Source organism: Chamaesiphon sp. VAR_48_metabat_135_sub, from assembly GCF_031418915.1.
Lineage (GTDB): Bacteria > Cyanobacteriota > Cyanobacteriia > Cyanobacteriales > Chamaesiphonaceae > Chamaesiphon.
Window position 1 is genome coordinate 1 of the sequence record NZ_JANOJV010000093.1, and the last position, 21,447, is coordinate 21,447.

At 45.9% G+C, this 21,447-nt stretch carries 30 protein-coding genes; 25 read left to right on the forward strand and 5 right to left on the reverse strand.

The features are described 5' to 3' along the window. Nucleotides 1-241: 241 nt before the first annotated feature. The 7 genes from RMO55_RS07155 to RMO55_RS07185 all read left to right on the forward strand — a co-directional run bounded on the left by RMO55_RS07155 (nt 242) and on the right by RMO55_RS07185 (nt 6,967). Nucleotides 242-649 carry a hypothetical protein gene (locus tag RMO55_RS07155; RefSeq protein WP_310425349.1) on the forward strand — a complete coding sequence of 136 codons (408 nt, stop codon included), beginning with the start codon at nt 242-244 and terminating at the stop codon, nt 647-649. Continuing rightward, nucleotides 646-1,230: a hypothetical protein gene (locus RMO55_RS07160; RefSeq protein ID WP_310425351.1), complete on the forward strand. Its 585-nt coding sequence runs from the start codon at nt 646-648 to the stop codon at nt 1,228-1,230. The genes RMO55_RS07155 and RMO55_RS07160 overlap by 4 nt, the downstream gene beginning before the upstream one ends. Nucleotides 1,231-1,479: 249 nt before the next feature. Continuing rightward, the gene (locus RMO55_RS07165; RefSeq protein ID WP_310425354.1) at nt 1,480-1,761 is read left to right on the forward strand and encodes a DUF1778 domain-containing protein; all 282 of its coding nucleotides are present in this window, start codon (nt 1,480-1,482) and stop codon (nt 1,759-1,761) included. Further along, nucleotides 1,752-2,267, forward strand: a complete 516-nt coding sequence (locus RMO55_RS07170) for a GNAT family N-acetyltransferase (protein WP_310425356.1) — start codon at nt 1,752-1,754, stop codon at nt 2,265-2,267. The genes RMO55_RS07165 and RMO55_RS07170 overlap by 10 nt, the downstream gene beginning before the upstream one ends. 202 nt (nt 2,268-2,469) lie before the next feature. Further along, nucleotides 2,470-2,802 (forward strand): hypothetical protein, encoded by a 333-nt coding sequence (locus RMO55_RS07175; protein WP_310425359.1) that lies wholly within the window; start codon nt 2,470-2,472, stop codon nt 2,800-2,802. Nucleotides 2,803-2,817: 15 nt separating this feature from the next. Then, complete coding sequence (locus tag RMO55_RS07180) at nt 2,818-4,716, forward strand: hypothetical protein (RefSeq protein WP_310425361.1); 1,899 nt, start codon at nt 2,818-2,820, stop codon at nt 4,714-4,716. Then, nucleotides 4,655-6,967 carry a hypothetical protein gene (locus RMO55_RS07185; protein ID WP_310425362.1) on the forward strand — a complete coding sequence of 771 codons (2,313 nt, stop codon included), beginning with the start codon at nt 4,655-4,657 and terminating at the stop codon, nt 6,965-6,967. The genes RMO55_RS07180 and RMO55_RS07185 overlap by 62 nt, the downstream gene beginning before the upstream one ends. A gap of 257 nt (nt 6,968-7,224) precedes the next feature. On the opposite strand, the gene RMO55_RS07190 is transcribed toward RMO55_RS07185, so the two are convergent. Then, nucleotides 7,225-7,374 (reverse strand): hypothetical protein, encoded by a 150-nt coding sequence (locus RMO55_RS07190; RefSeq protein WP_310425363.1) that lies wholly within the window; start codon nt 7,372-7,374, stop codon nt 7,225-7,227. Between the two features lie 217 nt (nt 7,375-7,591). Here RMO55_RS07190 and RMO55_RS07195 point away from each other — a divergent pair, with 217 nt between their 5' ends. From RMO55_RS07195 to RMO55_RS07270, 16 genes are all read left to right on the forward strand, one after another. Then, nucleotides 7,592-7,768 (forward strand): hypothetical protein, encoded by a 177-nt coding sequence (locus tag RMO55_RS07195; RefSeq protein WP_310425364.1) that lies wholly within the window; start codon nt 7,592-7,594, stop codon nt 7,766-7,768. A gap of 150 nt (nt 7,769-7,918) precedes the next feature. Next, the gene (locus tag RMO55_RS07200; protein WP_310425366.1) at nt 7,919-8,401 is read left to right on the forward strand and encodes a hypothetical protein; all 483 of its coding nucleotides are present in this window, start codon (nt 7,919-7,921) and stop codon (nt 8,399-8,401) included. Between the two features lie 373 nt (nt 8,402-8,774). Next, nucleotides 8,775-9,617 carry a DUF5895 domain-containing protein gene (locus tag RMO55_RS07205; RefSeq protein WP_310425367.1) on the forward strand — a complete coding sequence of 281 codons (843 nt, stop codon included), beginning with the start codon at nt 8,775-8,777 and terminating at the stop codon, nt 9,615-9,617. Between the two features lie 71 nt (nt 9,618-9,688). Beyond that, complete coding sequence (locus RMO55_RS07210) at nt 9,689-10,093, forward strand: hypothetical protein (protein ID WP_310425369.1); 405 nt, start codon at nt 9,689-9,691, stop codon at nt 10,091-10,093. A 113-nt stretch (nt 10,094-10,206) separates the two neighbouring features. Further along, on the forward strand, nt 10,207-10,434 hold the full coding sequence (locus RMO55_RS07215; protein WP_310425371.1) for a hypothetical protein: 228 nt from the start codon (nt 10,207-10,209) through the stop codon (nt 10,432-10,434). Between the two features lie 215 nt (nt 10,435-10,649). Next, complete coding sequence (locus RMO55_RS07220; protein ID WP_310425373.1) at nt 10,650-10,940, forward strand: single-stranded DNA-binding protein; 291 nt, start codon at nt 10,650-10,652, stop codon at nt 10,938-10,940. Nucleotides 10,941-10,979: 39 nt separating this feature from the next. Continuing rightward, nucleotides 10,980-11,291, forward strand: a complete 312-nt coding sequence (locus tag RMO55_RS07225; RefSeq protein WP_310425375.1) for a hypothetical protein — start codon at nt 10,980-10,982, stop codon at nt 11,289-11,291. Nucleotides 11,292-11,498: 207 nt separating this feature from the next. Next, complete coding sequence (locus RMO55_RS07230) at nt 11,499-12,509, forward strand: class I SAM-dependent methyltransferase (protein WP_310425377.1); 1,011 nt, start codon at nt 11,499-11,501, stop codon at nt 12,507-12,509. A gap of 224 nt (nt 12,510-12,733) precedes the next feature. Then, nucleotides 12,734-13,039, forward strand: a complete 306-nt coding sequence (locus RMO55_RS07235; protein WP_310425379.1) for a hypothetical protein — start codon at nt 12,734-12,736, stop codon at nt 13,037-13,039. A 129-nt stretch (nt 13,040-13,168) separates the two neighbouring features. Beyond that, on the forward strand, nt 13,169-13,498 hold the full coding sequence (locus tag RMO55_RS07240; RefSeq protein WP_310425380.1) for a hypothetical protein: 330 nt from the start codon (nt 13,169-13,171) through the stop codon (nt 13,496-13,498). 110 nt (nt 13,499-13,608) lie between these two features. Next, nucleotides 13,609-14,658 (forward strand): DUF932 domain-containing protein, encoded by a 1,050-nt coding sequence (locus RMO55_RS07245; RefSeq protein ID WP_310425381.1) that lies wholly within the window; start codon nt 13,609-13,611, stop codon nt 14,656-14,658. Between the two features lie 205 nt (nt 14,659-14,863). Next, the gene (locus tag RMO55_RS07250; protein ID WP_310425383.1) at nt 14,864-15,127 is read left to right on the forward strand and encodes a hypothetical protein; all 264 of its coding nucleotides are present in this window, start codon (nt 14,864-14,866) and stop codon (nt 15,125-15,127) included. 75 nt (nt 15,128-15,202) lie between these two features. Further along, the gene (locus RMO55_RS07255; RefSeq protein WP_310425384.1) at nt 15,203-15,436 is read left to right on the forward strand and encodes a hypothetical protein; all 234 of its coding nucleotides are present in this window, start codon (nt 15,203-15,205) and stop codon (nt 15,434-15,436) included. Continuing rightward, the gene (locus RMO55_RS07260; protein ID WP_310425386.1) at nt 15,388-15,636 is read left to right on the forward strand and encodes a hypothetical protein; all 249 of its coding nucleotides are present in this window, start codon (nt 15,388-15,390) and stop codon (nt 15,634-15,636) included. The genes RMO55_RS07255 and RMO55_RS07260 overlap by 49 nt, the downstream gene beginning before the upstream one ends. 77 nt (nt 15,637-15,713) lie before the next feature. Continuing rightward, nucleotides 15,714-15,959, forward strand: a complete 246-nt coding sequence (locus tag RMO55_RS07265; RefSeq protein ID WP_310425388.1) for a hypothetical protein — start codon at nt 15,714-15,716, stop codon at nt 15,957-15,959. Continuing rightward, nucleotides 15,940-16,377 carry a hypothetical protein gene (locus RMO55_RS07270; protein WP_310425390.1) on the forward strand — a complete coding sequence of 146 codons (438 nt, stop codon included), beginning with the start codon at nt 15,940-15,942 and terminating at the stop codon, nt 16,375-16,377. Before RMO55_RS07265 ends, RMO55_RS07270 begins: the two co-directional genes overlap by 20 nt. Nucleotides 16,378-16,381: 4 nt before the next feature. Here RMO55_RS07270 and RMO55_RS07275 read toward each other — a convergent pair whose 3' ends face one another. Then, nucleotides 16,382-17,254 (reverse strand): hypothetical protein, encoded by an 873-nt coding sequence (locus tag RMO55_RS07275; protein WP_310425392.1) that lies wholly within the window; start codon nt 17,252-17,254, stop codon nt 16,382-16,384. Between the two features lie 14 nt (nt 17,255-17,268). Then, entirely contained in the window at nt 17,269-17,592 is a 324-nt protein-coding gene (locus RMO55_RS07280) for a hypothetical protein (protein ID WP_310425394.1), read from the reverse strand. Between the two features lie 393 nt (nt 17,593-17,985). Here RMO55_RS07280 and mobF point away from each other — a divergent pair, with 393 nt between their 5' ends. Then, entirely contained in the window at nt 17,986-19,296 is a 1,311-nt protein-coding gene (mobF, locus tag RMO55_RS07285) for a MobF family relaxase (RefSeq protein ID WP_310425396.1), read from the forward strand. 25 nt (nt 19,297-19,321) lie between these two features. Here mobF and RMO55_RS07290 read toward each other — a convergent pair whose 3' ends face one another. Together RMO55_RS07290 and RMO55_RS07295 are read right to left on the reverse strand one after the other, a co-directional pair. Continuing rightward, entirely contained in the window at nt 19,322-20,248 is a 927-nt protein-coding gene (locus tag RMO55_RS07290) for a nucleotidyl transferase AbiEii/AbiGii toxin family protein (RefSeq protein WP_310425397.1), read from the reverse strand. Then, nucleotides 20,245-20,943 carry a type IV toxin-antitoxin system AbiEi family antitoxin domain-containing protein gene (locus RMO55_RS07295; protein WP_310425399.1) on the reverse strand — a complete coding sequence of 233 codons (699 nt, stop codon included), beginning with the start codon at nt 20,941-20,943 and terminating at the stop codon, nt 20,245-20,247. The genes RMO55_RS07290 and RMO55_RS07295 overlap by 4 nt, the downstream gene beginning before the upstream one ends. Before the next feature lie 236 nt (nt 20,944-21,179). Between RMO55_RS07295 and RMO55_RS07300 the strand changes: the two genes are divergently transcribed. After that, the coding region (locus RMO55_RS07300) for a DNA cytosine methyltransferase (RefSeq protein WP_310425401.1) at nt 21,180-21,447 on the forward strand (268 nt) is incomplete at its 3' end.

Sequence of the window (21,447 nt, forward strand, 5' to 3'; positions counted from 1 at the left end):
TTTCTGCACTTCTTCCCACAGCGCAACTATCAGAGCATCTTTAGCTTCTGTGTCTAGTTGTTTGATGTCGGGCAGTTCTTTCATAAGGGTACTCTATCGCTTTTTCCGTTTTTGTCAACCTCCCCCTAGTTGAGCAATTACGTTAGATATTATCTATAGTATCAAGCGGGATCTAATTGCTTCACTCCCAGCAAATGACGGGATCGAACTTTGGCTGGATAGTAATAATATTAATGGGCTAATGGCGAGTGATTCGTCACCATTTAAAGTTGTCAACTGGTGGTGTAGCTTTGGGAGCAATACATCGCAGCAGATGTTTATCGATTTTGTCACCAAATATCCAAATATTCAACATGTATGCGTATTTAACTTAGGGATTACTAGTGCGGTTCCTAACTGGGATAGATTCGATCCGTTACCTCTGCTAGACAAATTTTCGCAGGATGGTAAAGTTAAAATTGCTAACATCCTGACCTGGCTTGCAGATCCGGCAATTCTTGAAGCTGTAGATCTCGGTACTCCGTTACATGAAATTGTCAAGAATGGATATCAGCAAGGGAAGCAACTCAATCCGATCGTGAAATTGAAAATAGCTAAATGGTTGGAGGATAATTGGCAATCTTTTAGAAATACGGGATATTTACCTTGATTAATTATGTATCATCGGGGGGAGAAGTAGTCGATCGCGCCTTGCAAACTCTGCTGACGTGTTATGGAACCTCATCTCAACGGCATGTGTTTCATAAGCTCCCTGACTGGCAATTAGATGAGTTGATGTGCGATCTTCAAGTTCACGCGATCGTGTCTGAGTGCGATCCTGTCGGATTTAATATTTATCTCGAACGTCTACCTGTGAGTATCGATACTCGCGCTCACTGGTGGCAAATTTTACCCCCATGTCATCGGGAGTTACAAAAGATTGTTTCTTTAGTAGCAGGATTTACTACTAAATATCGGCACTTAAAATATAGTTTTTTACTGAGTCAAGCTTATGAAGCAGATATATGGAAGACGATTTTTACGAGGATCGATTCTCTGACCCTAAGAACGATCGGTCAAAAAAACATCCTAGTAAAACTCCCCGATATCGATCTTCAAAAACTCAATTATACGGCTTACGGACAGGTACGCAGTTGTCTAATTTATCCCCGTTCCGATCGATATACCAATGCTAAAGTTGCCGATCTTTTATCAACTATCTGTCAACTTCACCCTTTTTATTATTATTAAATTTCATTTTGCTCTCCTATAGTTTAGAGCTAGCCTTTGCAGTTCTTAAATCGTGGCAATACTGCCTATATTTTCGGGAGTAATAAATAGGCCGATCGAATGACAATGAGGTTGACGGGAGCAGCGTGAGAGTTTCGATAACTTTTATGCTCGTGAGGGCATAGTTGTAAGCTTTCAAACCGCTCGTGCTTGTGTCGCCAACGTACACACGTTATGGTAAAATAGGATTAAATTGCCAAGGTATTGAGTATGTCTTCTAACTTACGGGCAGAAAGGCTAGATATTCGCCTTTCCCCAACTGCGAAGAGGTTGTTGCAGGCTGCGGCACAATCTCGTCATAAAACCCTCAGTGAATTCGTACTGGATACTGCTCTGACAGAAGCAGAAAGTACTCTGGCCGAACGACGACAATTTAGTCTCAACGATGAAGAATGGGATGCTTTCCAGGCAGCCCTTGATGCTCCGCCTCGTACTCATACCCGTCTGCAACAACTGCTAAATACGCCCAGTGTGTTCGATCGATGTCCATAGCCGCAGACGATTCTCAGCCAAGGATCGAAAAACTTACATCTGGGCAACCAATCGCCGAATTTGATTGTGGGGTAGAGGCACTAAATCAGTTTTTACACCGATACGCATCCCAAAATCAAAAGAAAGATAGTGCCCAAACTTGGCTGGCATTAATTGGCGAACGGGTGGTGGGTTATTACACTCTAACGGTGGGAGAAGTCACGCATTCTGAGTCACCGGAAGGGTTGAGTAAAGGGTTGGCACGTTACCCGATCCCAGTGATGATCTTGGCGCGGTTGGCTGTCGATAATCGTTTTCAAGGGCAAAAGCTCGGACAGGGTTTATTGCTGGATGCTTTGCGTCGAACCGTAAATGCTGCCGACATTGCTGGAATTAGGGCGATGCTCGTTCATGCTAAGGATGAGACTGCGGGCAAGTTTTATAGTCATTTTGGGTTCGAGCCATTTCCAGCATCGCCACTGACTATGTATAAGTTGCTTAAAGATATCAGATCGATGATGGGTTGATGCGATTAGCATCGCTATTTTGCCTTGGTAAAGAGAAAAATCATCGGGTGCTCTCGACCCATCGGGGTAAACTTCGTCGAGCAGTACTCCCAAGTTTTTAATCCGCGCCATCTTGGCAACGTCACCAGCTAGCTCCGCTGCAAATGAAACCATGAAGAAGTTTGTTATCCTAAGAGCAGCAATCTTAGAATAGGAATAGATCGTGGTTAAAATAAATTCCATCGAAGACATTTTCTATAAAGAAGGCGATCTTATCCCACCGCCGCCGCGCACCTACACCGAGGAAGAAGAAGCCCAAAATATTGAGGATGAGAAACTAATGGCTGAGGTTGACATGGAAGGATGGGCATACGAACGATCGTATCGACATGAAGACTATGACGATTTGGGCGATATGCTCGCCGATGGCATCGATATTGACGATGTTCCTGAGTCTTACTATACGAAGGGAAATAAACCCAAACGAGACTTTAAACCTCTTACTAGATTTACTCAACCCTTCCCTGATGTAGAAGAAGATATCATCCACTGGTAATTTTCCACGATCGTCATGCTCCAGTTCCAAGAATTTGACTTAAAGACTGGCAAAGACCTCACTGATTTCGCACCAGAAGGAGATCGAACGCCAAGGGTGAAATCGGTAGAGAATTGTTACTTAGAAACGTGGCTCCAAACCCATCGGATCGAACCTCAGAGTTTGCAGGTCGCTAACTTCTACAACGGGGTAAATGACTCAGATCGGATACGGTTGGAAGCTCAAGGGAGACATCTCATTTGCACCAGTGGCAAATCTGGGTACTTTACAGATCGGACGACTGCGGATCTGATTGCCAAAGGGGATAAGAGCCGTAACATCCAACCGATTTACACAGATGGCAAGCGCAGTGCCCACAATGCAGTTGCCTATGGCTCGCTGGTCGTCAGCGATGGGAAAGCAGCCGCTCAAACAAAATTGGGTAGTTCTCGGATTTTAATTATCGATGACGAGCAAAGAGCGAGTGGTGCAGCTCCACTCAAAGACCGCGATGGGCGCAAGATTCCCACCAAACAGTTAGAAGACCTCTACGACAAAATGGGCGACGGTACGATGTTGGCATCGACCAAGCTCTTGCGCGGACTATTGTTAGATAAAGAAGTATTGTTCGCCATAGATCGTGGATTGCACCAGACTGACGACAAAACAGATGAGGATCTGGGTGACTTAGGTGAATGGATCGATGCAGCATTTGGGGATTCCTCAGATCCGGATTTAGCCGGAAAGCTGCTGGAGGAATTTAAGTGTACGGGCAAAATCACTAATTATTTTGTCGATCTTCAAACCGCCCAAACGATCGAGAAAAAGATCGATCGGATCGCTCGGAGTGCCGTACTACAATTTCGTGCCGCCACGCCGGATTTACCTGGAATTGCCAAAGGGACTGTAGCTACTAGTAGTTGGTGCGAACGATTGGGTGTGGATGCGATCGTCTCAACTAATGATATCAAGGGCGACGACGGTAGATTCAAGCAGCCAGGTATTATCGAATTAGAGAGTTTTTTATGGGTCAATCGGAAGATTAAAGCTGAATACTCCAATCAATCGGTGGGTGCTCAAGTCAAGGGGACTATCCCCGATGCGACACTCAACGAACTCAATCCGATGATGGCAGCCAAAGCTGCCGAACTTGCCGATGTTGCGATCGATAATTGGCAGGTGGCAGCTAAATTCGTAGCCAAAGAAGAAGCAAGACGAGAGCGCGAGTTAATTATCGATACACCCGAAGGAATCGATGGTGTGGACGATGACGAACCGCGCAACAATCGAGCGACACTTTCCACACTTCTCAAAGCCGATAAGTATGGGCAGCTCAACCAACTCCCAAACATCAGCCGCCAGCTTAACAAGTCGCTCAGACGCGACAGGTTAGATGTAGCCACTAGTGGGATCGTCGTCCCCGCTACGATCGCCCAGTATCATAGTAAGTTAGAGCCGTGGGAGATCTGCAATCGCGACTTACCCCACGGCGCGATCGTTGCTTATTACAGATCCCCATTTCCCAATGTCGGTGCGGCGGCAATTGCGATTAATAATTTAGAAATCCTCCGCGATCGCGATTCCGAAGCGTTCGATAAACGCGGCGTAGCCTATATGAATCCCTGGACGGCAAAACATATCGCCATTACCGATTTCGATGGCGATCGCAATGGCTTCTTCGTTGGTTATCTAGCAAACGACAATCTCCCTCGCCAACTCCGAGAACGACTGAGCCATTTACCCCTCACGGGTGGCGAACGTTATGAAGCAGGTAGAGATGTTATCGCCCAAACAATCCTTCAGCCAGATTTAGAACGCGGGAAATTTCCGCTAATTTATCGAAGCCAATGCCCCCGACCGCAAGCCGTTACCGTTGGCGAAGCCTCTCCCTTGGAGAATCGCCAAAGCCAAAAAAACCGACCATCTCTGGCATGAGGGCGAGTCACTAACTCAAGCTATTTGGCGAGCCTGGGATATTACTGCCAACAATCCGACTGGAAAAGTTGCCAACCAGTCGATAATCTTGCAATCCCTCGCATCCGAGACAATTTACATCGAACCGAAGCGGAAGATCGGTTTGCTCAAGCAAGTTGGCGCAGCTTACAGTGAGATTCCAGTTGAAGAGATTCCCAGCGATGAGTACCTAGTCGAGCGTGGTCTGCCACCGATGCAGCTTGCCTCGAAGATCGAGAGCATCGTCCAGGCGAGTAGAGAGATCGATAAATTACCAGTAGCAGATCGACTGGCATTTGCCGAGCGGAATTTAGATAATGTCAATCGACTTCTCAAAGCCTATTGTGACAGTGCGGTGGCCAAAAATCTGCAAACTGCCGTCGATACAGCCAAAAGTAGTGTCGGTATCGATGAAGCAATCCACGCCTTTGGCGAACGCATTCAGTACAAGTCGCACCAGCTCCGCCAGAATGTCAAAAAACCCGATATTTATCTCACCCGCGACCTCCCCACGAATACTCAAGAGCCGATTGGGTGGGCGGTGGAGACTGCCAACCGATTTTACAATGGTGGGCAGCAGCAGCATGAATTACAAGAAATCGAATCAGAAGATTTAAACAAACGGTTTCGCTCGCTGATACCGATTACTCATAATGACGCTCAAAAAGCAGTCGTAGACGAGTTCGCTCGGCAATATCGTAATTGTACTAGGGCGATCGGGCAAATTCAGGATCGACTGTATCGAGAATTACCCCAAGACCAGCAGCCAACGTTAACGATCGTTTCTAGTAGCGGCAAGAGTGTGGTGGTTCAGCGATTGTGCGATGCTGATGTTGCAGGTGATTCGCCAATCTGGGCTTTAGGTGATAGTGAGAGTAATGCAAGGTTTGAGATATATCGCAATGGGGAGAATAGTGACAAAGAGAATTATGCGGTCTATCTAGTAAATGAAACAGATACAATCCCGATCGGATATGTCTCACCAGAGTCAGCAGCCTCGAATAATCTAGATAAGTGTAAAATCGAACAATTTGGTAGTACGAAAAGATTGTCCATATCAAGATCGACGATCGAATTTCATCCACCCTTTACTTTAGAAAACGATGTCGATGCGGTATTTGCTAGTGCAGATAAGGTACTGAGCGAACTGGAAAACATTGCCAATGACAAGCGGATACAGTATGCGTCTGCCGCATGGCATTCCAGCGCGGGGATGGGCATGGCTACCAAAATCTTTGCTAACGAAATTAGCCAACACCTGGATAACGTACCGCCGATCGCGCTCAATCGTCCTACAGCAGCCGCGTTAGAGTTACGAGATGGAGCGGAACTGGCAATTAGGTTCGATCGTGATTTACGTGTGAGTGCGATTTCCCAAAGGGAACGCTACGCGAACGAACCAGATGGCCGCACGATTGACCTGGGCTTGAGTACTTATGGCGACTCACCACTGCTTACCCCTGGCACGGTGGTAGCTGCTAAAATCGTTCGACCCCTCGATCCGAAAATTCACATCCGCACCGAGCTAGGCGAATTTGTTGTCAATCCTAATCCCGCTATTAGCCAGAATCAGATCGAAGACTTTACAGGTAAGTTTGCATTTAATCGTCAGGGCAAGGAGATTTCAGTCGATTATCTTGGTTCTGGGGGACGACGGATACCGATCGGGGTGCTAGGTAGAGAGTTAATCAATAAAGAGTCCAAAGCCAAGCTCAACAGTGGCACTCATCTACTCAAAGGCACGTTATCGCGTGGCTCGAACGAGAAAATTCTTGAGATTCAAGTCAAACGCCTCATCGACCATCACCCCGTCTCCAGGATCGATCGCGGGGAACTCATGCCACTACCGCAGCTATCTACACCACTGGAGCGGGTCGATCCAGCCCCTTCATCACAGCGACGCTACTTGCCAACAGCAGGAGAGCTGCGGCAGCTCTATCAAGCTTCGGAGCTGGCTGGAGATGTTGCGAAGATGGCAGAGATAAAGAGCTTGGGAGTACTGCTCAATGACGTTTACCCCGATGGCGATCGCGCACCGGATGATTTTTCTCATTGGGTTGTAGAAATTCCTGTGCCCGAACAAGAAATAATTGAAACTCCCTCTATATCTACAGCTCAAGAACCTACTGTAATCGTACCCGTTAATAAAGCAAAGACTTCTATCGTAGTAGACCGATCTCTAACTGAAAATATCGTTGGCGAAGCCGCGCCGAGAGGTAATCGCTCGATGTGACATTTTACTAATAAATAGATCTTCGATCGCCAGTCTCAACCCGCCACAAACTCGATCCAGCTTGTCAGGTTTCCAGCGTGTTGCTGCTTGAGGTTGGCACTTTTGCCGATTACTTGACTAAATCCCCAATTTTAAATCAGCGCAGACGATTATTAGAACAGGTCGAGCGGGAATTTTTATCGTCAGTATCGTCAGCCAACCTTGTAACCCACTGCTGTTATGTCGTTCGATGGCTGACGATATCTTTAGTCCGATCGTCAGCCATTGAAAATATCGTCAGCCTTACCGTCAATATCGTCAGCCATTAAAATATCGTCAGCATTATCGTCAGCCCCAAGAGCGTTGCCCTGACTAATTTTTGGTGGAAAATCATGCTCGGCTGACGATACTGACGATAAAATTACCACTTTACTCTAAGACGATCTTCCGAGTTCCCGCTTTTCCAAGTCGATCCTCTCGGACATCGAGACCCAAAGCCTTGAGATCGGGAGATTACCTGCGACGAAGCGCGGCTACGCCAAAGAGGTTTCTTAACGCTCGAACCTCGCCGATTACCCCAGCAGAAGAGTTAACTAATTTATTGGGCGGCATAGCCGCATTTAGACGAGGTAGCGCAATCTTCACTTGCGTTACCTCGTTTATTTATCTGGAGCAATCATGGACATCGAAGCCGATTTACCCGCCAAACAGACGCTCGAATCCACAGAGTACTTGCAATTATTAGAGGAATTAATGCTCGAAATTTGCGAGTCATCTCATAACGATCGCCAAGATTATTATCACTCTGACCCTCAGTATTAATCACTTGTTGAATGTTTAGTTGGAAACGTTTACAGATTTCATTTTTATGTATCTGCCTACCGAATATTAACCAAAAAATTAACTGAGAGTCTGTCAACTCTCAGTTTTTATCTGAAAAATAATTTCACTCAATATCATAACCATCGAACGATGAAAGTACTACCATCAAATTGCTTAGATTGTCCGTTAGCACGTCCTCTCTACGCCGATTGCTTCTCTTGTGGTAACAGCCTAAATAAAGTAGTACGCGGTCATCATCTTAGTACCGCCGAGTGCCACGATGCCGTTCTCGCTCGCCCCCACCGCTATTTCCAAGCGTTACCGCTGCCCGATCTACAAGGTTTGGAACCAGAGTGGGTTGGCGATCGCATCCACTTATCATTGAATTGGCTCGATGTGTTTGATGATGCACCAGGAGCAAAAGACGGTGAGATTGCGGTCGAAGTCTGCCATCAAGACTTACGCATCGGCTATCTGCGGCGAGATACGAATGTCTATTATTGCGAACGGCTAGTTGGTATGCGATCGTCCGATCCTTATTGGCTGGCATTGCATCTGGTTCATCCTGACTATTTGTACCACGTACCTGATGAGATTGTAGCCGACCGCTTGCTCGTCCCCGACTACTTCTAGGTCTTTGGCAGTTCCAATGTTGTGGCTTTTTTATGTAGCTGGAGTTGAAAAATCTGGAGAAAGTCATCGGCAAAGCCGAATCTAGATGAGCGTTAAGTAGCTCGCTTCAATCTTTAGACTTCCAGGAGAAACCAATATGTTCGATCGTTTAACTTCTGCTTACTGCCACTTCATTTGTTTGCGTTCCGGTGAGTTTGAATCTCGCCGATTTTCAATTGGTGAAGCAATTCTTGAAATCTATTTTGAGTTCTTCGCTTAAATCGCTCGACTCAAAAAATAGCTCGCAGATCCCTCGATCTGCGAGCTATTTTTTGCGTGTTCTCGGCAAAGCCGTATCCATTCGACCGATTCATTATTTTTAGGAATTTTTATCATGACTAATTCTCAGCCCGTCCGCGATCGCTTTGCCTCACCCGAATATTGCAATCCCAATGCCAAGCTACCATACATCCAAAGCTTGCGCGGCGAGAATCCCGTCGAGTGCGGTTTCTTTGTCAGCCTCGACCAGATGGCTAAAGCAAGCTGGGTTAATGTGCCTGAGACGTTGGATACCTATACCTTCTCTAGCGGGGCGGTAGAGCAAGGCTCGATCCTCCGCCAGCCTCGGATGCTAGTAGTCCCTAAATCTGGATTAATGGCGGCGCGAACTGTCAAAGGTGAAAACGGTAACTCCGAGCTGGAGTTGCTTGGAAAGTACGGTGAGTTTAAAGGACAAGCTGGTGTTACTAATATCCAGATCTTTGAAGTGCTATTGCTCGATTGCGACAATAACCCCCTGCATGAAATCCCCTTGCAGTACATCGCCAAAGGTGCTACTCAAGCCACTTTCTCGTTCCACTACCAGCAGTTTCTCCTAGAGATAGCTATGTGCCACGCTCAAGCCAATGGTATTTCCGCGCGTCCCAAGAACCTCGAATTTAACGCCCTGTGCGTGTTTGAGTTTGAGGTCACGCGCGAGCTAGCTGGTAATAACAGTAACAAAGCACCTGCTTGTAAGGTTGCCACTCATTCCAAGCCCACGATCGATAACTGGGAGAGCTTCTTTCTCGGTCGCAATGACGAACTGGCAAATCGCGTCCTCCAATTGCTGGATATCCCCGTCGAGCCAGCGGTTTTCGCCGCTGCCAAGCCCATCGCCCAGATCGCTCCGGCGATCGAGCCAGTCGTCCAAACCCTTACTGTCGATGATAGTGAGGATGACAACATTCCGTTCTAACCATCTGTCTTATCGATCTTACCTGCGAACTCTGGAGGAGTTCGCAGGTATTTTTATTAATAGAGGTAATCATGTATTCATCCACAGCCGGAGTTGGTTCGAGTTTACAGTATTTAAAGAAATTTCCAGAATATCAAAATAATCAATTGCTAATCTTGGCGGGTCTAGAGATGACGATCGCCTACGAACTATTGGAGGCTCGACGAAGAATTTGGTGCTCTATCTTCTGGAAACGGAGTAATAGTGCTACTAAATTTGCTGTCAACAAAAAGATGGAGGGCATCGCCTTCGATGCTGGTACATCGATAGTTAATGCTGGCAAACTGCTTAACCAATACTACGAGGAGCATGAAATTAACGATCTAGATCGAGAAGCTTGGAGTCAAATTATTATGTCTTTAATCAATGCCAATTGCTGGCTAAAAGAGCAATTTGGTGTTGATTGTAAGTCCAAACAATTAAAGATCGATCTTTAATTGCCATCGCGTAGCCAGCCGATCCGGTCTGGATCGGTATTCTTGGCTGCGGCTGATATCAATCGAGCAAGCGCACCACTCTACAATCCGATTAACTCACCCCCATAAAAAATATGCGTTCGTATTTAGTGCTACGCCTCAATCACCGCGAATCTCGCCAACGCCTAGTTAACAAGATTGTTTGTTCGCCCAAACAACTGCTTAATAAACTTAACGCTCTTACCGATTCACACGGAGAATACGCCTACAAAACAATCCGCGAAGTTATCGATAGTTACACAAACGATGATTCTTCGATGACAATCGTTGATTTAGCTACCTTAGACTTTGTTTCAACTTGACTTCGCGATCGATCGCTCGATCCCCGAACTGCGACATCAAGCATTGCAAGCACAGGTACTTGCAAACGCCGATTACTATGGCGTTTGCCCCATTTAGAGCAAGATTGTCACTCTAGCTGATGTGCTGCTGGAGTGACAGTGCAGACCATCGGCAAAGCCGAATTGAGTTGAAGCACTATTGCTTCAACTCAGCCATCCTTTGGAGGAATCCGCTCATGCAAGTTAACATTTCCGGTTTAGTCGGTCGTGCTCCTAAGTGCTTACCCGATGATAGTTCGAGCCTCGAAGCTGCCCTGGCAATAACAACTAATGACGGAAAAGATTGGTTTGCGGTCAGATTTAGCAATGCCTTCGTCGATGCTGCTCGAACCATCCGCAAAGGCGACACGATCGCCGTCACTGGCGAGCTGACTTTTGAACCACTCCCCGACGGTTCGACCGCGCCCTTTAAGCCTGTTGTGGCTGTCTCAGATTTGCAAGTGTGCGACCTTGCGGTTGCTTACTAGCTTTTCAATATCCACTTACCCTACCTTTGGAGACTACTCATGAACTCTGCTACTTCCAATCTCGTTATCCTGACTGCTGAAATTAACGGTGACAAGCTGACTGGTACTGCCCTCGACGGTGATATCAAAGTGCTGTTTAGTACTGGTGCGAGCGAAATCTACCAGCGGCTATTCGTGCCCGAAGCCAATCTCGTCGTTAGTGGCAAGTTTCGGCTCGGTCGTGACGCTTGCACTGTTGGCATCGCGACCGCCGAAGACGGCGCGCAAGCTTCGCGAGTGTCATTGCCGTCGTCTCGTTGCCCGTTGCAACCCCTGGCGAGATTGCTCCTCCCGTCGTTGGCGTTGGCGTAGCCTCTGCCTTCGCAGAAGCCTCTCCCTCGGAAACGCAAATCGCCCCTGCTGAAGCTCCGGCTAAATCCAAGCGCAAAACCTCGACCACTCGGAGTAAGAAAGCTCCGAAGATCGCCGTCGCTGCTTGATATTTCACAGCTCGAACAACCCCAAGCATCTAGTGACGCTTGGGGTTGTTCTTTTATCTACCTGTTATCTTCAAACCTTATGAGAACCATCGATAACCCAGCCCAGCTCAAGCTAGACCTATTTACATCGCAGCCCGTAAATGCACAGAGCGACAACATCCCAGAAGTCCGATATCTACATCCTCAACCAATATCGAGCCGCAGCCTCAAACTGGCTGATAAGTTAGAGAAACTAGCAGCCACAATGCAGACAACCATCGACTCAAAACTGCATCCCGCAATCGGACAACAAAACATCACCGCCCGTCGCTCGCGCATTGCCGCTGGAATGCGCGAAGAAGGCGAACGGCTAGCACTCATCCAGCGTTGGCTTGAAGGACTCGCTCAGTCACATCGCACTGGTACCTGTCCTAGTCAGTTTGCAAATATCGACAACCGCAAACAATTAGCCGATCTTGCTAGCATTTACCGCTGGTATGAAGAAGATTCTAAGTATCTGCAAGACTGCTTTACCTACAATTATTCCATTGTCGATCGACTCGCGCAGTTTAGTATCAAATCAAAGTATGAGGCGATCGCGGCTGTGAAACTGTTGGATAGTCTATGCTTTGGCAATCCCGCCCCTGAGATCGATCGCTCTCTAGAGAAGGCGAACGAGCTGCGTCGTCGAGCGATTTATACCAAAGTGCCCGACTTCTTCCCGACTCCAAAGGAAGTAATCGATCGGATGTTGCAGATTGCTCGAATCGATTCATCTCACCGAGTACTCGATCCAAGTGCTGGATCTGGCGATCTCTGTCTTGCCATTCGCAAGTTAGGGGCGGTAATAGATTGCTTTGAGATTAACTCAGATTTACATCAAGCCCTTACTCTGCTCGATTTTCAACCGTTAGATCGCGATTTTCTGTTCGCCACTCCACGACCGATGTACGATCGCGTACTGATGAATCCCCCATTTTCTAAGGATGCTTATATCGACCACGTTCGAGCTGCCTATGACTGGCTGGCTCCTGGTGGCGAACTTGTTGCGGTATTACCCAGTGGGTATCAATCCAGCCGTAGCCTACAGCGTCGGAATTTCTCGGATTGACTCGACGATCTTGGGGTCGATCGTTATGACAATTCCGCCGATGCTTTTACCAAGAGCGATCGTAGCTGCGGAGTGTCAACCCATCTGATTCACCTCAAGCGTTAAGCCATATCTGTCAAGCTCGCATAAGTCCGGGCTTGACGATTCTATCTTATCCACTAACCATACTCGTTGGCGTTCGCGAAGCGTCTCGAAGAGAAGCCTCTTGGCACGAGAATCGACTTATGGATATCCCAGAATTCCCCAATGTTTACAAATCGGCAATTGCCTATCTCATGCAAGCCATAACCGAGCTAGCAACCGAACAAGGCTTTAAACCTAACGATCGGACTGAGATGGAAAAATGGATGAAGGACAACCACCAAGATATTATCGAACGATCGCAGGATTTACAGATGGCATTCTTTAACAAATGCCAAGAACATCATGAGGCAATTGTCAAAATCCTCAGTACTAAAATCTGGGGTGAAGTACATCGAGCCGAAATCGATCGCCAAGTCAAACAAGGTATCGATGATGCTTTGCGTTAGTCTGCCTGACAATACTCGACCACTGCAAGCCGCCGCGAGTTGATTTAAATAATGCCGCTAAATCTAGCTAGGTTTGACGGCTTTTTCCGTATCCACCTATAAATCTAAAATCAACGAGCTTTTAAAATCATGATAACTGGAATATCGCTTCAAGAAATTTATGAAATCAAGAGATCGATGGCAAGTATATTGTTAGCGGGAAAAGTAGAGTGGTGGAAATACACGCGATATAACCTATATACATTAAATAATTGTGTATATCTTCGAGTCGATATATATTCTCCTAACCACAGTTTTGAAGACCTTCCTGCTTCTTTGCGTGTCAATGATACAGGAGAAATTATCCTACACACTCCAAACGGCATAACTAAGAAATTCATTCATCAAAATCTGGCAGAGACGTTAAGTATTGTCAATACTCAAATGACAAATCTCAAGGCTGAATTGAAGAATTTCTAGCCGACAGCGGCAGAGCCGCATCTATTTGAGAACGAGAATTATTGCCGCTAAATTTTCAAAGGTTTAGCGGCTTTCTCATATCCACTACTAACTTATTTGAGGTCAACATCATGAAGACTGGTCTAACTCTCGTCCAACTCGCCGAAGAACTCACCGCTCAACAAGAGTCTAAACGAGACTTCCACGCTCCAACTTCTAGCCTAAGTATGGTCGGCAATGGCAACTTTCAACTAGAAACCAACAATGGTAGTGAAGAAATGCCAGCGACCGACTACGCTCACGCACAAATGGCAAGCCGCATCCAGGTTCCGAAGCCATATTACGATCGGATGCGTCGGGAATCTCCCGATCTATTATCCACCAATGTCAATCATTGGTTGGGTCAAAAGCAAGGCGAAACCTCGCTCATTCGTACTTTGCGGAGCCAGATGCGCGCTTTCTTGAGCAATCGCTACCGGATCGTTGACAACCACGAGATTCTAGCGATGGTACTGCCTGAGCTTGAAGAAATGGGTGATGGCATTCAGATTGCAAGCTGCAACGTCACTGACGAAAAGATGTATCTCAAAGTTATTAACACCAACATCGAAGCTGCTATCTCAGTTGGCGACCCAGTTCAAGCAGGATTCGTGCTATCCAATGGTGAACTCGGTAATGGCTCGATCTCGGTCGAACCCTTTATCTATCGCCTAGTTTGCACCAATGGCTTAACGCTCAAAGATGCCAAGCAACGGAAGAACCATGCGGGTCGTGCGAATGAAAGTACCGATTTGTATGCTTCGGATACCGTACAAGCGATCGACAACGCATTTAAGCTGAAGATTCGTGACTTGGTACGCAATGCGATTAGCATCACCACCTTCCGCAATGCTGTAGCCGATCTGCAAGCCTCAAAGAACGACATCATTACGGGTCATTCAGCCAAAGCCGTCGAACTAACTGCCAAAGCAATTGGATTAAACAGTGCCGAATCGAGTTCGGTTCTCGACCATTTGATTCGCTCTGGTGACTTGTCTCGATTTGGCATGTTGAATGCAGTTACTCGGACTGCTGAAGACATCGAATCTTACGATCGCGCAACTGAAGTCGAACGACTTGGTTCGAGTGTCCTTTACCTGCCACAAAGCACCTGGCACGAGGTAGCAACCGCTAGTAACTAGCTAAAATGGAGAAAAGTCCCTGTAAGTAGCATTACAGAGACTTCTCAAGCATTAGTCAATATCACTACTAATAAGATAACATCATGTCCACTAGTTCGTAACTTTTCTATCACAATCTCTAATCCCATTTAGCACCAGTCACTTTTGAAGACTGGTGCTTTTTTGTATTCTTACTCACATTACCAATTTCTAGGAAATGAGCATTATGTACGAATCAAACAATCAAAAAGTCGAGAAAATTGTCAACCTCATTCAATCTCATGGATGTATTGTTGAAGGCAAGAAAATTAGCTTAGACGATCTACCGCTGCTTTGTCAGGATCTAAATGATTCGGACAAAAAAGAGATTGCAGGTCTAATTCAATCCATTGATGATGAATTATTTCATCTCTACTGCGATCGTCAATATCTAGATAATCAAATCCAGTCTCTAGAACCAGTTAAAGAAAAACTAGCTCGGTTAGTATAAATGATTTCTCTTTGATACTGAGTATTCAAATATTACTACAAAGTGCTGTAAAACCCATCCAAATCTTTTAAAAACATGAAAATCGAAACCTACCAGATTACTGTTGACGAATATCTCACTCGGCTCGACTATGCTGTCATTCGTGACGAAGGAGCACATAAATTAATCCAATTGAAAAACCTTAAATTGGTTTTGGTTGAGGCACTCGATAACCACAAATATCTCATCCAAGAAGTTACCTTGGGTGAGGCAGGGCAGCGATGGGAAATATTGATGCCTCAACAGCGATCGCCCATATTCAAACGCTAGAAGGTGGTAGCGATACTTTCTATAAAACCTGGCATACCGATGATGTCCTTTCCCTTAATCCTAAGCTAAGTCGAGATTTTGCTCGACTAGTCTTACAAATGGCAATGGATAATCATGATGCCACAATTGGAATTAATTGGGAAGTACTCGAAATCTATATCAGTCAAGTTTTAGAAATGCAATCCGCCGGAATTATCTAAAACTTGCCAAGCCTCAATCAACCCTGCCCGTATTGCAAAAGTTACGGGCATTTTGAAATCTTTATTATGACAACAATATGAACCAATCAGAACAATCTCCGATTGAAAAGTTAAGCCCTCATGAAAAATGGTACAGATTAAACTCATTACCTTATGAAATTCAAGAACACATCGTCGAATTACTTATAGCTGCAAGAGGCGATGGACTTGAACCAATCATTGCCAGGGCAAAATTAGATAAGCTGCACGGCATGACTGATGCCAAAATCATTGAATCATACAACACTATTTATAATTTTAATTATGACAGAAACTTCAAATAATAATAATTCTCCTTCCTGCCACTGGTTCGTCCATAACTGGGAATCGGAGATCTTCTTCCCTACCCAAGCCGAAGCAATCGCTCAAGCCAATTCCGATCTTGAATATTGTCAAGATCGAGATGATGGTTCTTGGGCAGATTTCGTTGAAGATATCTATGTTGGCTATGTCACTCATCAAGCCAAGCACAGTGCTGACGGATATTCATTGCGATCGACGTTGGATAACGATTCTCCAGAGGAAAGGCTTTGCCAACGAACGATTGCTACAGTTTTAGCAGCTTTACGCCTGTTGCAATCTACTCCAACTGAGTCGATAGATTCTGCATTTTCTGACTACTTTGAAGATCATTCTCAATTGTCATCTGAAGAAATCGATCGACTGTGTGAGATGCTTAATTGTGATGAAGTTATTTTGTAGTAATTTAAGGATGTAGAATGGCAATAAGCAATGAATTCCAAAATTTTCTGGTGGCTAGATCGATCGCCTTGAGGAGCTTGTCTAGCTCCTGTTCCCGCGCGGTGGGATTATTTCGCAGTAACATTTTTATCAGCGGGGTTTTATCGTCTTCCTTATTGAGGTAAGTCGCCACCGCTGCGGTTATCGTTTTGTCTTTGTATGCAGATGTGGCGAGCTGAATATCGTTGACAATTGTTGCGAAGCCAAGATCGGTCGAACGCAACCGCCGATAGATCTTATTTTGAATGACAAAGCAGCTCGAATTCCGATGACCCATCATAATTACCCCTAACTGGCGATCGGCTAAATCGCAATGCTCCTCATAAAAAAGTGCCAATCCACCACCTTCAGGATGGCAATTAAAGTACTTGAGGTTAATTTGCAACCTGCCCATTGGTGTGTCGAAGTTTTTAAACGCCTCCCTGAGATTTGCTTCGAGAATGTCTCGATCTACCAGCTCGCCAGCGGGGAGCAAACAGGAAAGGAAAAGTCTAAATTTTTTACCGACATCGATCTGAGCTAGTCGAGCTGCTACGGTAATCGCTGCTAAAGTACGCCCGATCGCATTGTTGGATTTTGGTTCGGTAAGGTTCAAAGTGGAACGAAATACCTCTTGGGCTAATTCCCCAGTGGCATAGTAACGATCGTTAGTCCCAATAAAGGCATATCGAGCTGGATCTAAATTGAAGTTTTGACGATACTCCTGCACATCATCGATTGAAACCTCGATGATCTCTGGCTGCATCATGAAGTATTGAGGAGCGTCGGTGAGTTCTTTACTGTAAAACACCTTCAGCGCACTACTGCCATAATCTATGACTGCGTACAGATATTCCACGAAATTAATCCTCCTCACTTCTCTAATTTGGCGATCTTCCTGAGCGGGTTAATCGGCAAGTCATCATCAGCTTTGTCAACTTCGTCAACTGCATCTTTTTTGAGCTGATGCAGATCTGCTGAAGCAGCACTTATGCGATCGAAACTTACCTCCGACCGGATATTTTCGCTCGCTTCTATGGACATCCCCGCGTCCAGTGCCATAATTTTTACTCTCGATTGTAAGGTGTCGATCGATTTTTGGTAAGCTTTCCGAATTTCTAGCGGTGAAGCACCTCTGTACTTGAGTGCATAGGGCAAATAAAATGCCTCGACAGCTTCCATTATGTCTGCTTTCATCTGCCTACAGCTTTTTAAATATTCAAAGAGAATCTTTTCTAATTGTCTGCCCTCGTTAACTCTCCATTTCCAATCTGGCATTTTGTTAGCTTGAATTTACTACTTTTTTTGTGGGTATTCAGTGGATATTCAGTGGGTCTGTAATGGGTATTTAATGGGTATGCAATGGGTCTGTTGTATTATCTCAAGCCTAAAATACTAAATTTCATGGGGGTCATTGAATGGGGCTAGTTTCAACGTAATCTCGATTTAATTTTACGCATAGTACACATTTACTATAATAACTGTAAATTGGGCGATAATAATAAGCGTGAGGGAAATTAATACTCAAAATAGTTTCAAGACGAAGTTAACAGTAGTGCAAATAAAATCAATAATGTTACAGTAAGACTGATGCTAACAGCAAAAAATTGTAAAGCCAGTGCAGCGGTGCAGTATTTCACTGACTATTACGATCCAGGGCAAACTCGGTGGTTTGGAAAAGGTGCCGCCGAACTGGGATTAGTCGGTGAAATCGATCGAGAATCATTCGAGCATATTTGCTACGGTCGATCGCCTGATGGCAGCAAATATCTGGGTACGAAGGGCGACCCCGACAAACGCCGTGCGGGAACGGATTTTACTTTTTCCGCTCCGAAATCTGTGAGTTTGACTGCCTTAGTCGGCGGGGATACCCGATTAGAGAATGCCCATCGGCTTGCCGTCGAGAAAACTCTGGCACTAATCGAATCACGCTACGCGCAAACCCGTATTACCAAAGATAAGAAAGTAGCAGAAGTCAAAACTGGAAGCCTCGTCGTAGCTCAGTTCGACCATATTGAGAGTCGCGAACTCGATCCGCATCTACACAATCACGCCCTGGTTTTGAACCTAACTCAAGCAGAGAATGGCAAGTGGTATGCCAATGACAACGATCTAATTTTTCAGAATAAGAAACACTTAGGTACGATTTATCAGGCTTACCTAGCAGCCGAAGTCAAACGACTGGGTTATGAGATCGAGCCTCGTCCTCACGGGATGTTTGAGATTAAGGGCTACAAGCTGGAGAATTTAATCGAATTTAGCAAACGCCGGATGCAGATTCTCGCTCAGTGTTCAGCCAATAGCACTTGGCAGACGCGGGAGGATAGTTGGGATCGCACTCGCAAGCACAAAAAACACATCACCTCAACAGAGTTAAAAGCATGGTGGCAGAAAGAAGCCAGCGATTTAGGCATTGAAATCGTCAAAGCCGGAGTGCCGACAGTTGCCCAGCCCATTTCCTCACTGATCGCGCAGCACTATATCGACGATGCGATCGCTCATTGTTCCGAGCGCAGTGTAGATTTTCGTGTTGAAGATATTGAGAAATTCGTAATTGCCCAACGATTGCCGCTCGATATTGCTGACATTAAATCTCTGTGCAACGCTCGACCGGATTTAATTAAGCTCGATCGCAACTACACCACTTTTAAGGCACAAATACAAGCTGAAGTTAGCGATTCGGCAGCGGATGGAATCGCGCTGAGGCTCCCTCAGCGTGCGTTCCACCAAGCAGAGCCGACGCTTCGCGAACGGATACAGGTTGAGCCGTTGCTAGATAATGTAAATGAAAGCGAAGCTGAATTAGATAAGCAAGTAGGTGTCAGGATTCCTACTCATGGTGGCGGTGTGAGGGTTCCAATATCTAGGGAAGATGAGCTTGACACAACTCCCGTTCGATAGCGACCGATAAAGACAATTTGCCACTTCATTGAGAATGCCAACCCAGAGCTGACGACCACACACGGTCGAACTCAATTCCCGCACCAATGGCAATTGTCGGTGGCATTAAAAAATCATGGAGAATCGATCCGATTTGGCTCAAAACCAAGTCCTCGTCTGTCAGTTTCCCCTTTCGCACGAAAGCCACCCATTGCCGTTGTTTCGTTTCATCATCGGCAAACTCACTCGTCAATGCTAGCGGCGGAGCGATTGGGATCGGGGTGCGCCGACGAGCGAATGTGGCAGTAATAGCTCGACCGAGCAGACTTCCCTCAAAAGTGAAGTGTTGGGATAGATACCACAGATCGTAAAAGTCCTTCATTCGTGTATTCCCGATCCCCAACAGCACCATTGCCTCAAACTTTTCAGCGATAACAGTCTCGCGGTTGTAAGCATACAGTTGAGGTGTGGGTAGATCCGAGAGCATCGCGGGCAAACTCATCAGTTGCGGTGCGGGAGTGACGATATCGCCAAATCCCACATCGATCTGTAAATTAATCCGCGTCGGGGTACCTGCGATGAATGCGGTGAGCCGAATCCTCACGCCTGGATACTCTCGATCGGCTTTAATCGATTCACCTTTTACTGTCGTCAGATCGAACTCCAAGCCATCTGGAACCACATCAGTCTGACAAACCGCTCGAAAGATGGCTTCTATTTCTGTAATTGAATTATCTCCCCGACATAATAGATCCACATCTTTAGTCGTGCGGTGGGGTGTATCGCTCCAGAGAATGAATAACATCGCTCCTTTGAGGATAAACCGCTCTCCCGCAGCAGAGCAGTGTAATCGGTACAATAATCGTTCGATGCCATAGCGAGTTAGAACCAGGTTGAAATCCTCTCTCTGAGCTTGAGCGAGGTTTAACAACCGCTGGCGGACTGAAGCTGCTAGATTTCGTGGCTGATTCACGATAGATACTCCAGGTAAGGACGCATCACTTTACTCATCCGACAAATCTTGGCATACGACCACAATTCATCCATCGAGCAGCGGCGAGACTCCCAGCTTTCCCGCAGAGCTTCAAGGGCCACGTCTAGCCCGATCTTATGGCGATACTTAAAACAATCGACGATCGTTTTGGCTGGATTGAAGATCAGCACTGGAGTTCCCTCGATTGTGTGAGTTTCAATCCCCTCACTCAATGCTAATCCCGACATATACACCGGACGCAGGGTTAGTATATCCGAATTGGGACGGCGGGCATGAACGTCGATCGCCACCCAGACTTCAAAGGGTGCCTGAGTCCCAAGGCCGTGAAACTGTAAGGCAGAGAGCAGACAAATTACCCCACGATCTACTCGCTGACTGGCAACAGCGAGACTATGATATTCGGTGAGTTCGGCATCAATGTATGTGTACATCCCCCGACCAGATTTGAGCAGTACGCCCCGATCTACCAAGCGGCGCAGATCTTCGGGATGAATGCCACCTGCGATCGCATCGCGAGTCCGAATCGTACTTTGAGATTTGGCGAGATTGAGAATTCGTTGCTCCAGAGGAGATGCTCGATTTGACTCCATGAATAACGTAGGTAAATACTTACTATTACCGACATTATTACACGTTTCGATCGCGAAGCGCGCCGCCAAGGCGATCGAAAGCACCTAAATCCTTGAATCGATATCGGGGTGAATATCACCACTGGTGATAGTTCGGAACCAGCGGTGATAGGGATTGTTGTCAGTGAGAATCGGAATGGAAGCGTTGGAACTTGTAATGTTAATTTTGACCCTAATGTGGGAAAATTTAGTAATACCAACTGAGTTAGATTATTGCTAAAATATCTGTATTTTGTAGGCTATCTGAAAAAATTTTCAAATGAATTGCGCGAGTAATATTAATGACTGATAAAAGAGCCAGCCATAAATATAAACCTACCGTACTCGATATTTTTTGTGGTGCAGGTGGTATGAGTTTAGGTTTTAAAAATGCTGGGTGCCAAATTTTAGGTGGAATTGACAACAATCGGTATGCAGTCGAAACTCACCATCAAAACTTTCCTTTATCCAAGCTAAAGTTGCCACATCAAGATATCAGAAATATCCAGGATCTCAATGAATTAGGCTTAAATCATGGTGAAGTAGATATTTTAGTAGGTGGCCCACCCT

Bases quoted from the DNA above. Each gene is read 5' to 3' on its own strand.
- RMO55_RS07155 (WP_310425349.1), top strand. From the start codon at position 242: ATGGCGAGTGATTCGTCACCATTTAAAGTTGTCAACTGGTGGTGTAGC.
- RMO55_RS07165 (WP_310425354.1), top strand. From the start codon at position 1,480: ATGTCTTCTAACTTACGGGCAGAAAGGCTAGATATTCGCCTTTCCCCA.
- RMO55_RS07170 (WP_310425356.1), top strand. From the start codon at position 1,752: ATGTCCATAGCCGCAGACGATTCTCAGCCAAGGATCGAAAAACTTACA.
- RMO55_RS07180 (WP_310425361.1), top strand. From the start codon at position 2,818: ATGCTCCAGTTCCAAGAATTTGACTTAAAGACTGGCAAAGACCTCACT.
- RMO55_RS07200 (WP_310425366.1), top strand. From the start codon at position 7,919: ATGAAAGTACTACCATCAAATTGCTTAGATTGTCCGTTAGCACGTCCT.
- RMO55_RS07205 (WP_310425367.1), top strand. From the start codon at position 8,775: ATGACTAATTCTCAGCCCGTCCGCGATCGCTTTGCCTCACCCGAATAT.
- RMO55_RS07210 (WP_310425369.1), top strand. From the start codon at position 9,689: ATGTATTCATCCACAGCCGGAGTTGGTTCGAGTTTACAGTATTTAAAG.
- RMO55_RS07215 (WP_310425371.1), top strand. From the start codon at position 10,207: ATGCGTTCGTATTTAGTGCTACGCCTCAATCACCGCGAATCTCGCCAA.
- RMO55_RS07220 (WP_310425373.1), top strand. From the start codon at position 10,650: ATGCAAGTTAACATTTCCGGTTTAGTCGGTCGTGCTCCTAAGTGCTTA.
- RMO55_RS07225 (WP_310425375.1), top strand. From the start codon at position 10,980: ATGAACTCTGCTACTTCCAATCTCGTTATCCTGACTGCTGAAATTAAC.
- RMO55_RS07230 (WP_310425377.1), top strand. From the start codon at position 11,499: ATGAGAACCATCGATAACCCAGCCCAGCTCAAGCTAGACCTATTTACA.
- RMO55_RS07235 (WP_310425379.1), top strand. From the start codon at position 12,734: ATGGATATCCCAGAATTCCCCAATGTTTACAAATCGGCAATTGCCTAT.
- RMO55_RS07240 (WP_310425380.1), top strand. From the start codon at position 13,169: ATGATAACTGGAATATCGCTTCAAGAAATTTATGAAATCAAGAGATCG.
- RMO55_RS07245 (WP_310425381.1), top strand. From the start codon at position 13,609: ATGAAGACTGGTCTAACTCTCGTCCAACTCGCCGAAGAACTCACCGCT.
- RMO55_RS07250 (WP_310425383.1), top strand. From the start codon at position 14,864: ATGTACGAATCAAACAATCAAAAAGTCGAGAAAATTGTCAACCTCATT.
- RMO55_RS07255 (WP_310425384.1), top strand. From the start codon at position 15,203: ATGAAAATCGAAACCTACCAGATTACTGTTGACGAATATCTCACTCGG.
- RMO55_RS07260 (WP_310425386.1), top strand. From the start codon at position 15,388: ATGGGAAATATTGATGCCTCAACAGCGATCGCCCATATTCAAACGCTA.
- RMO55_RS07265 (WP_310425388.1), top strand. From the start codon at position 15,714: ATGAACCAATCAGAACAATCTCCGATTGAAAAGTTAAGCCCTCATGAA.
- RMO55_RS07270 (WP_310425390.1), top strand. From the start codon at position 15,940: ATGACAGAAACTTCAAATAATAATAATTCTCCTTCCTGCCACTGGTTC.
- RMO55_RS07280 (WP_310425394.1), bottom strand. From the start codon at position 17,592: ATGAAAGCAGACATAATGGAAGCTGTCGAGGCATTTTATTTGCCCTAT.
- mobF (WP_310425396.1), top strand. From the start codon at position 17,986: ATGCTAACAGCAAAAAATTGTAAAGCCAGTGCAGCGGTGCAGTATTTC.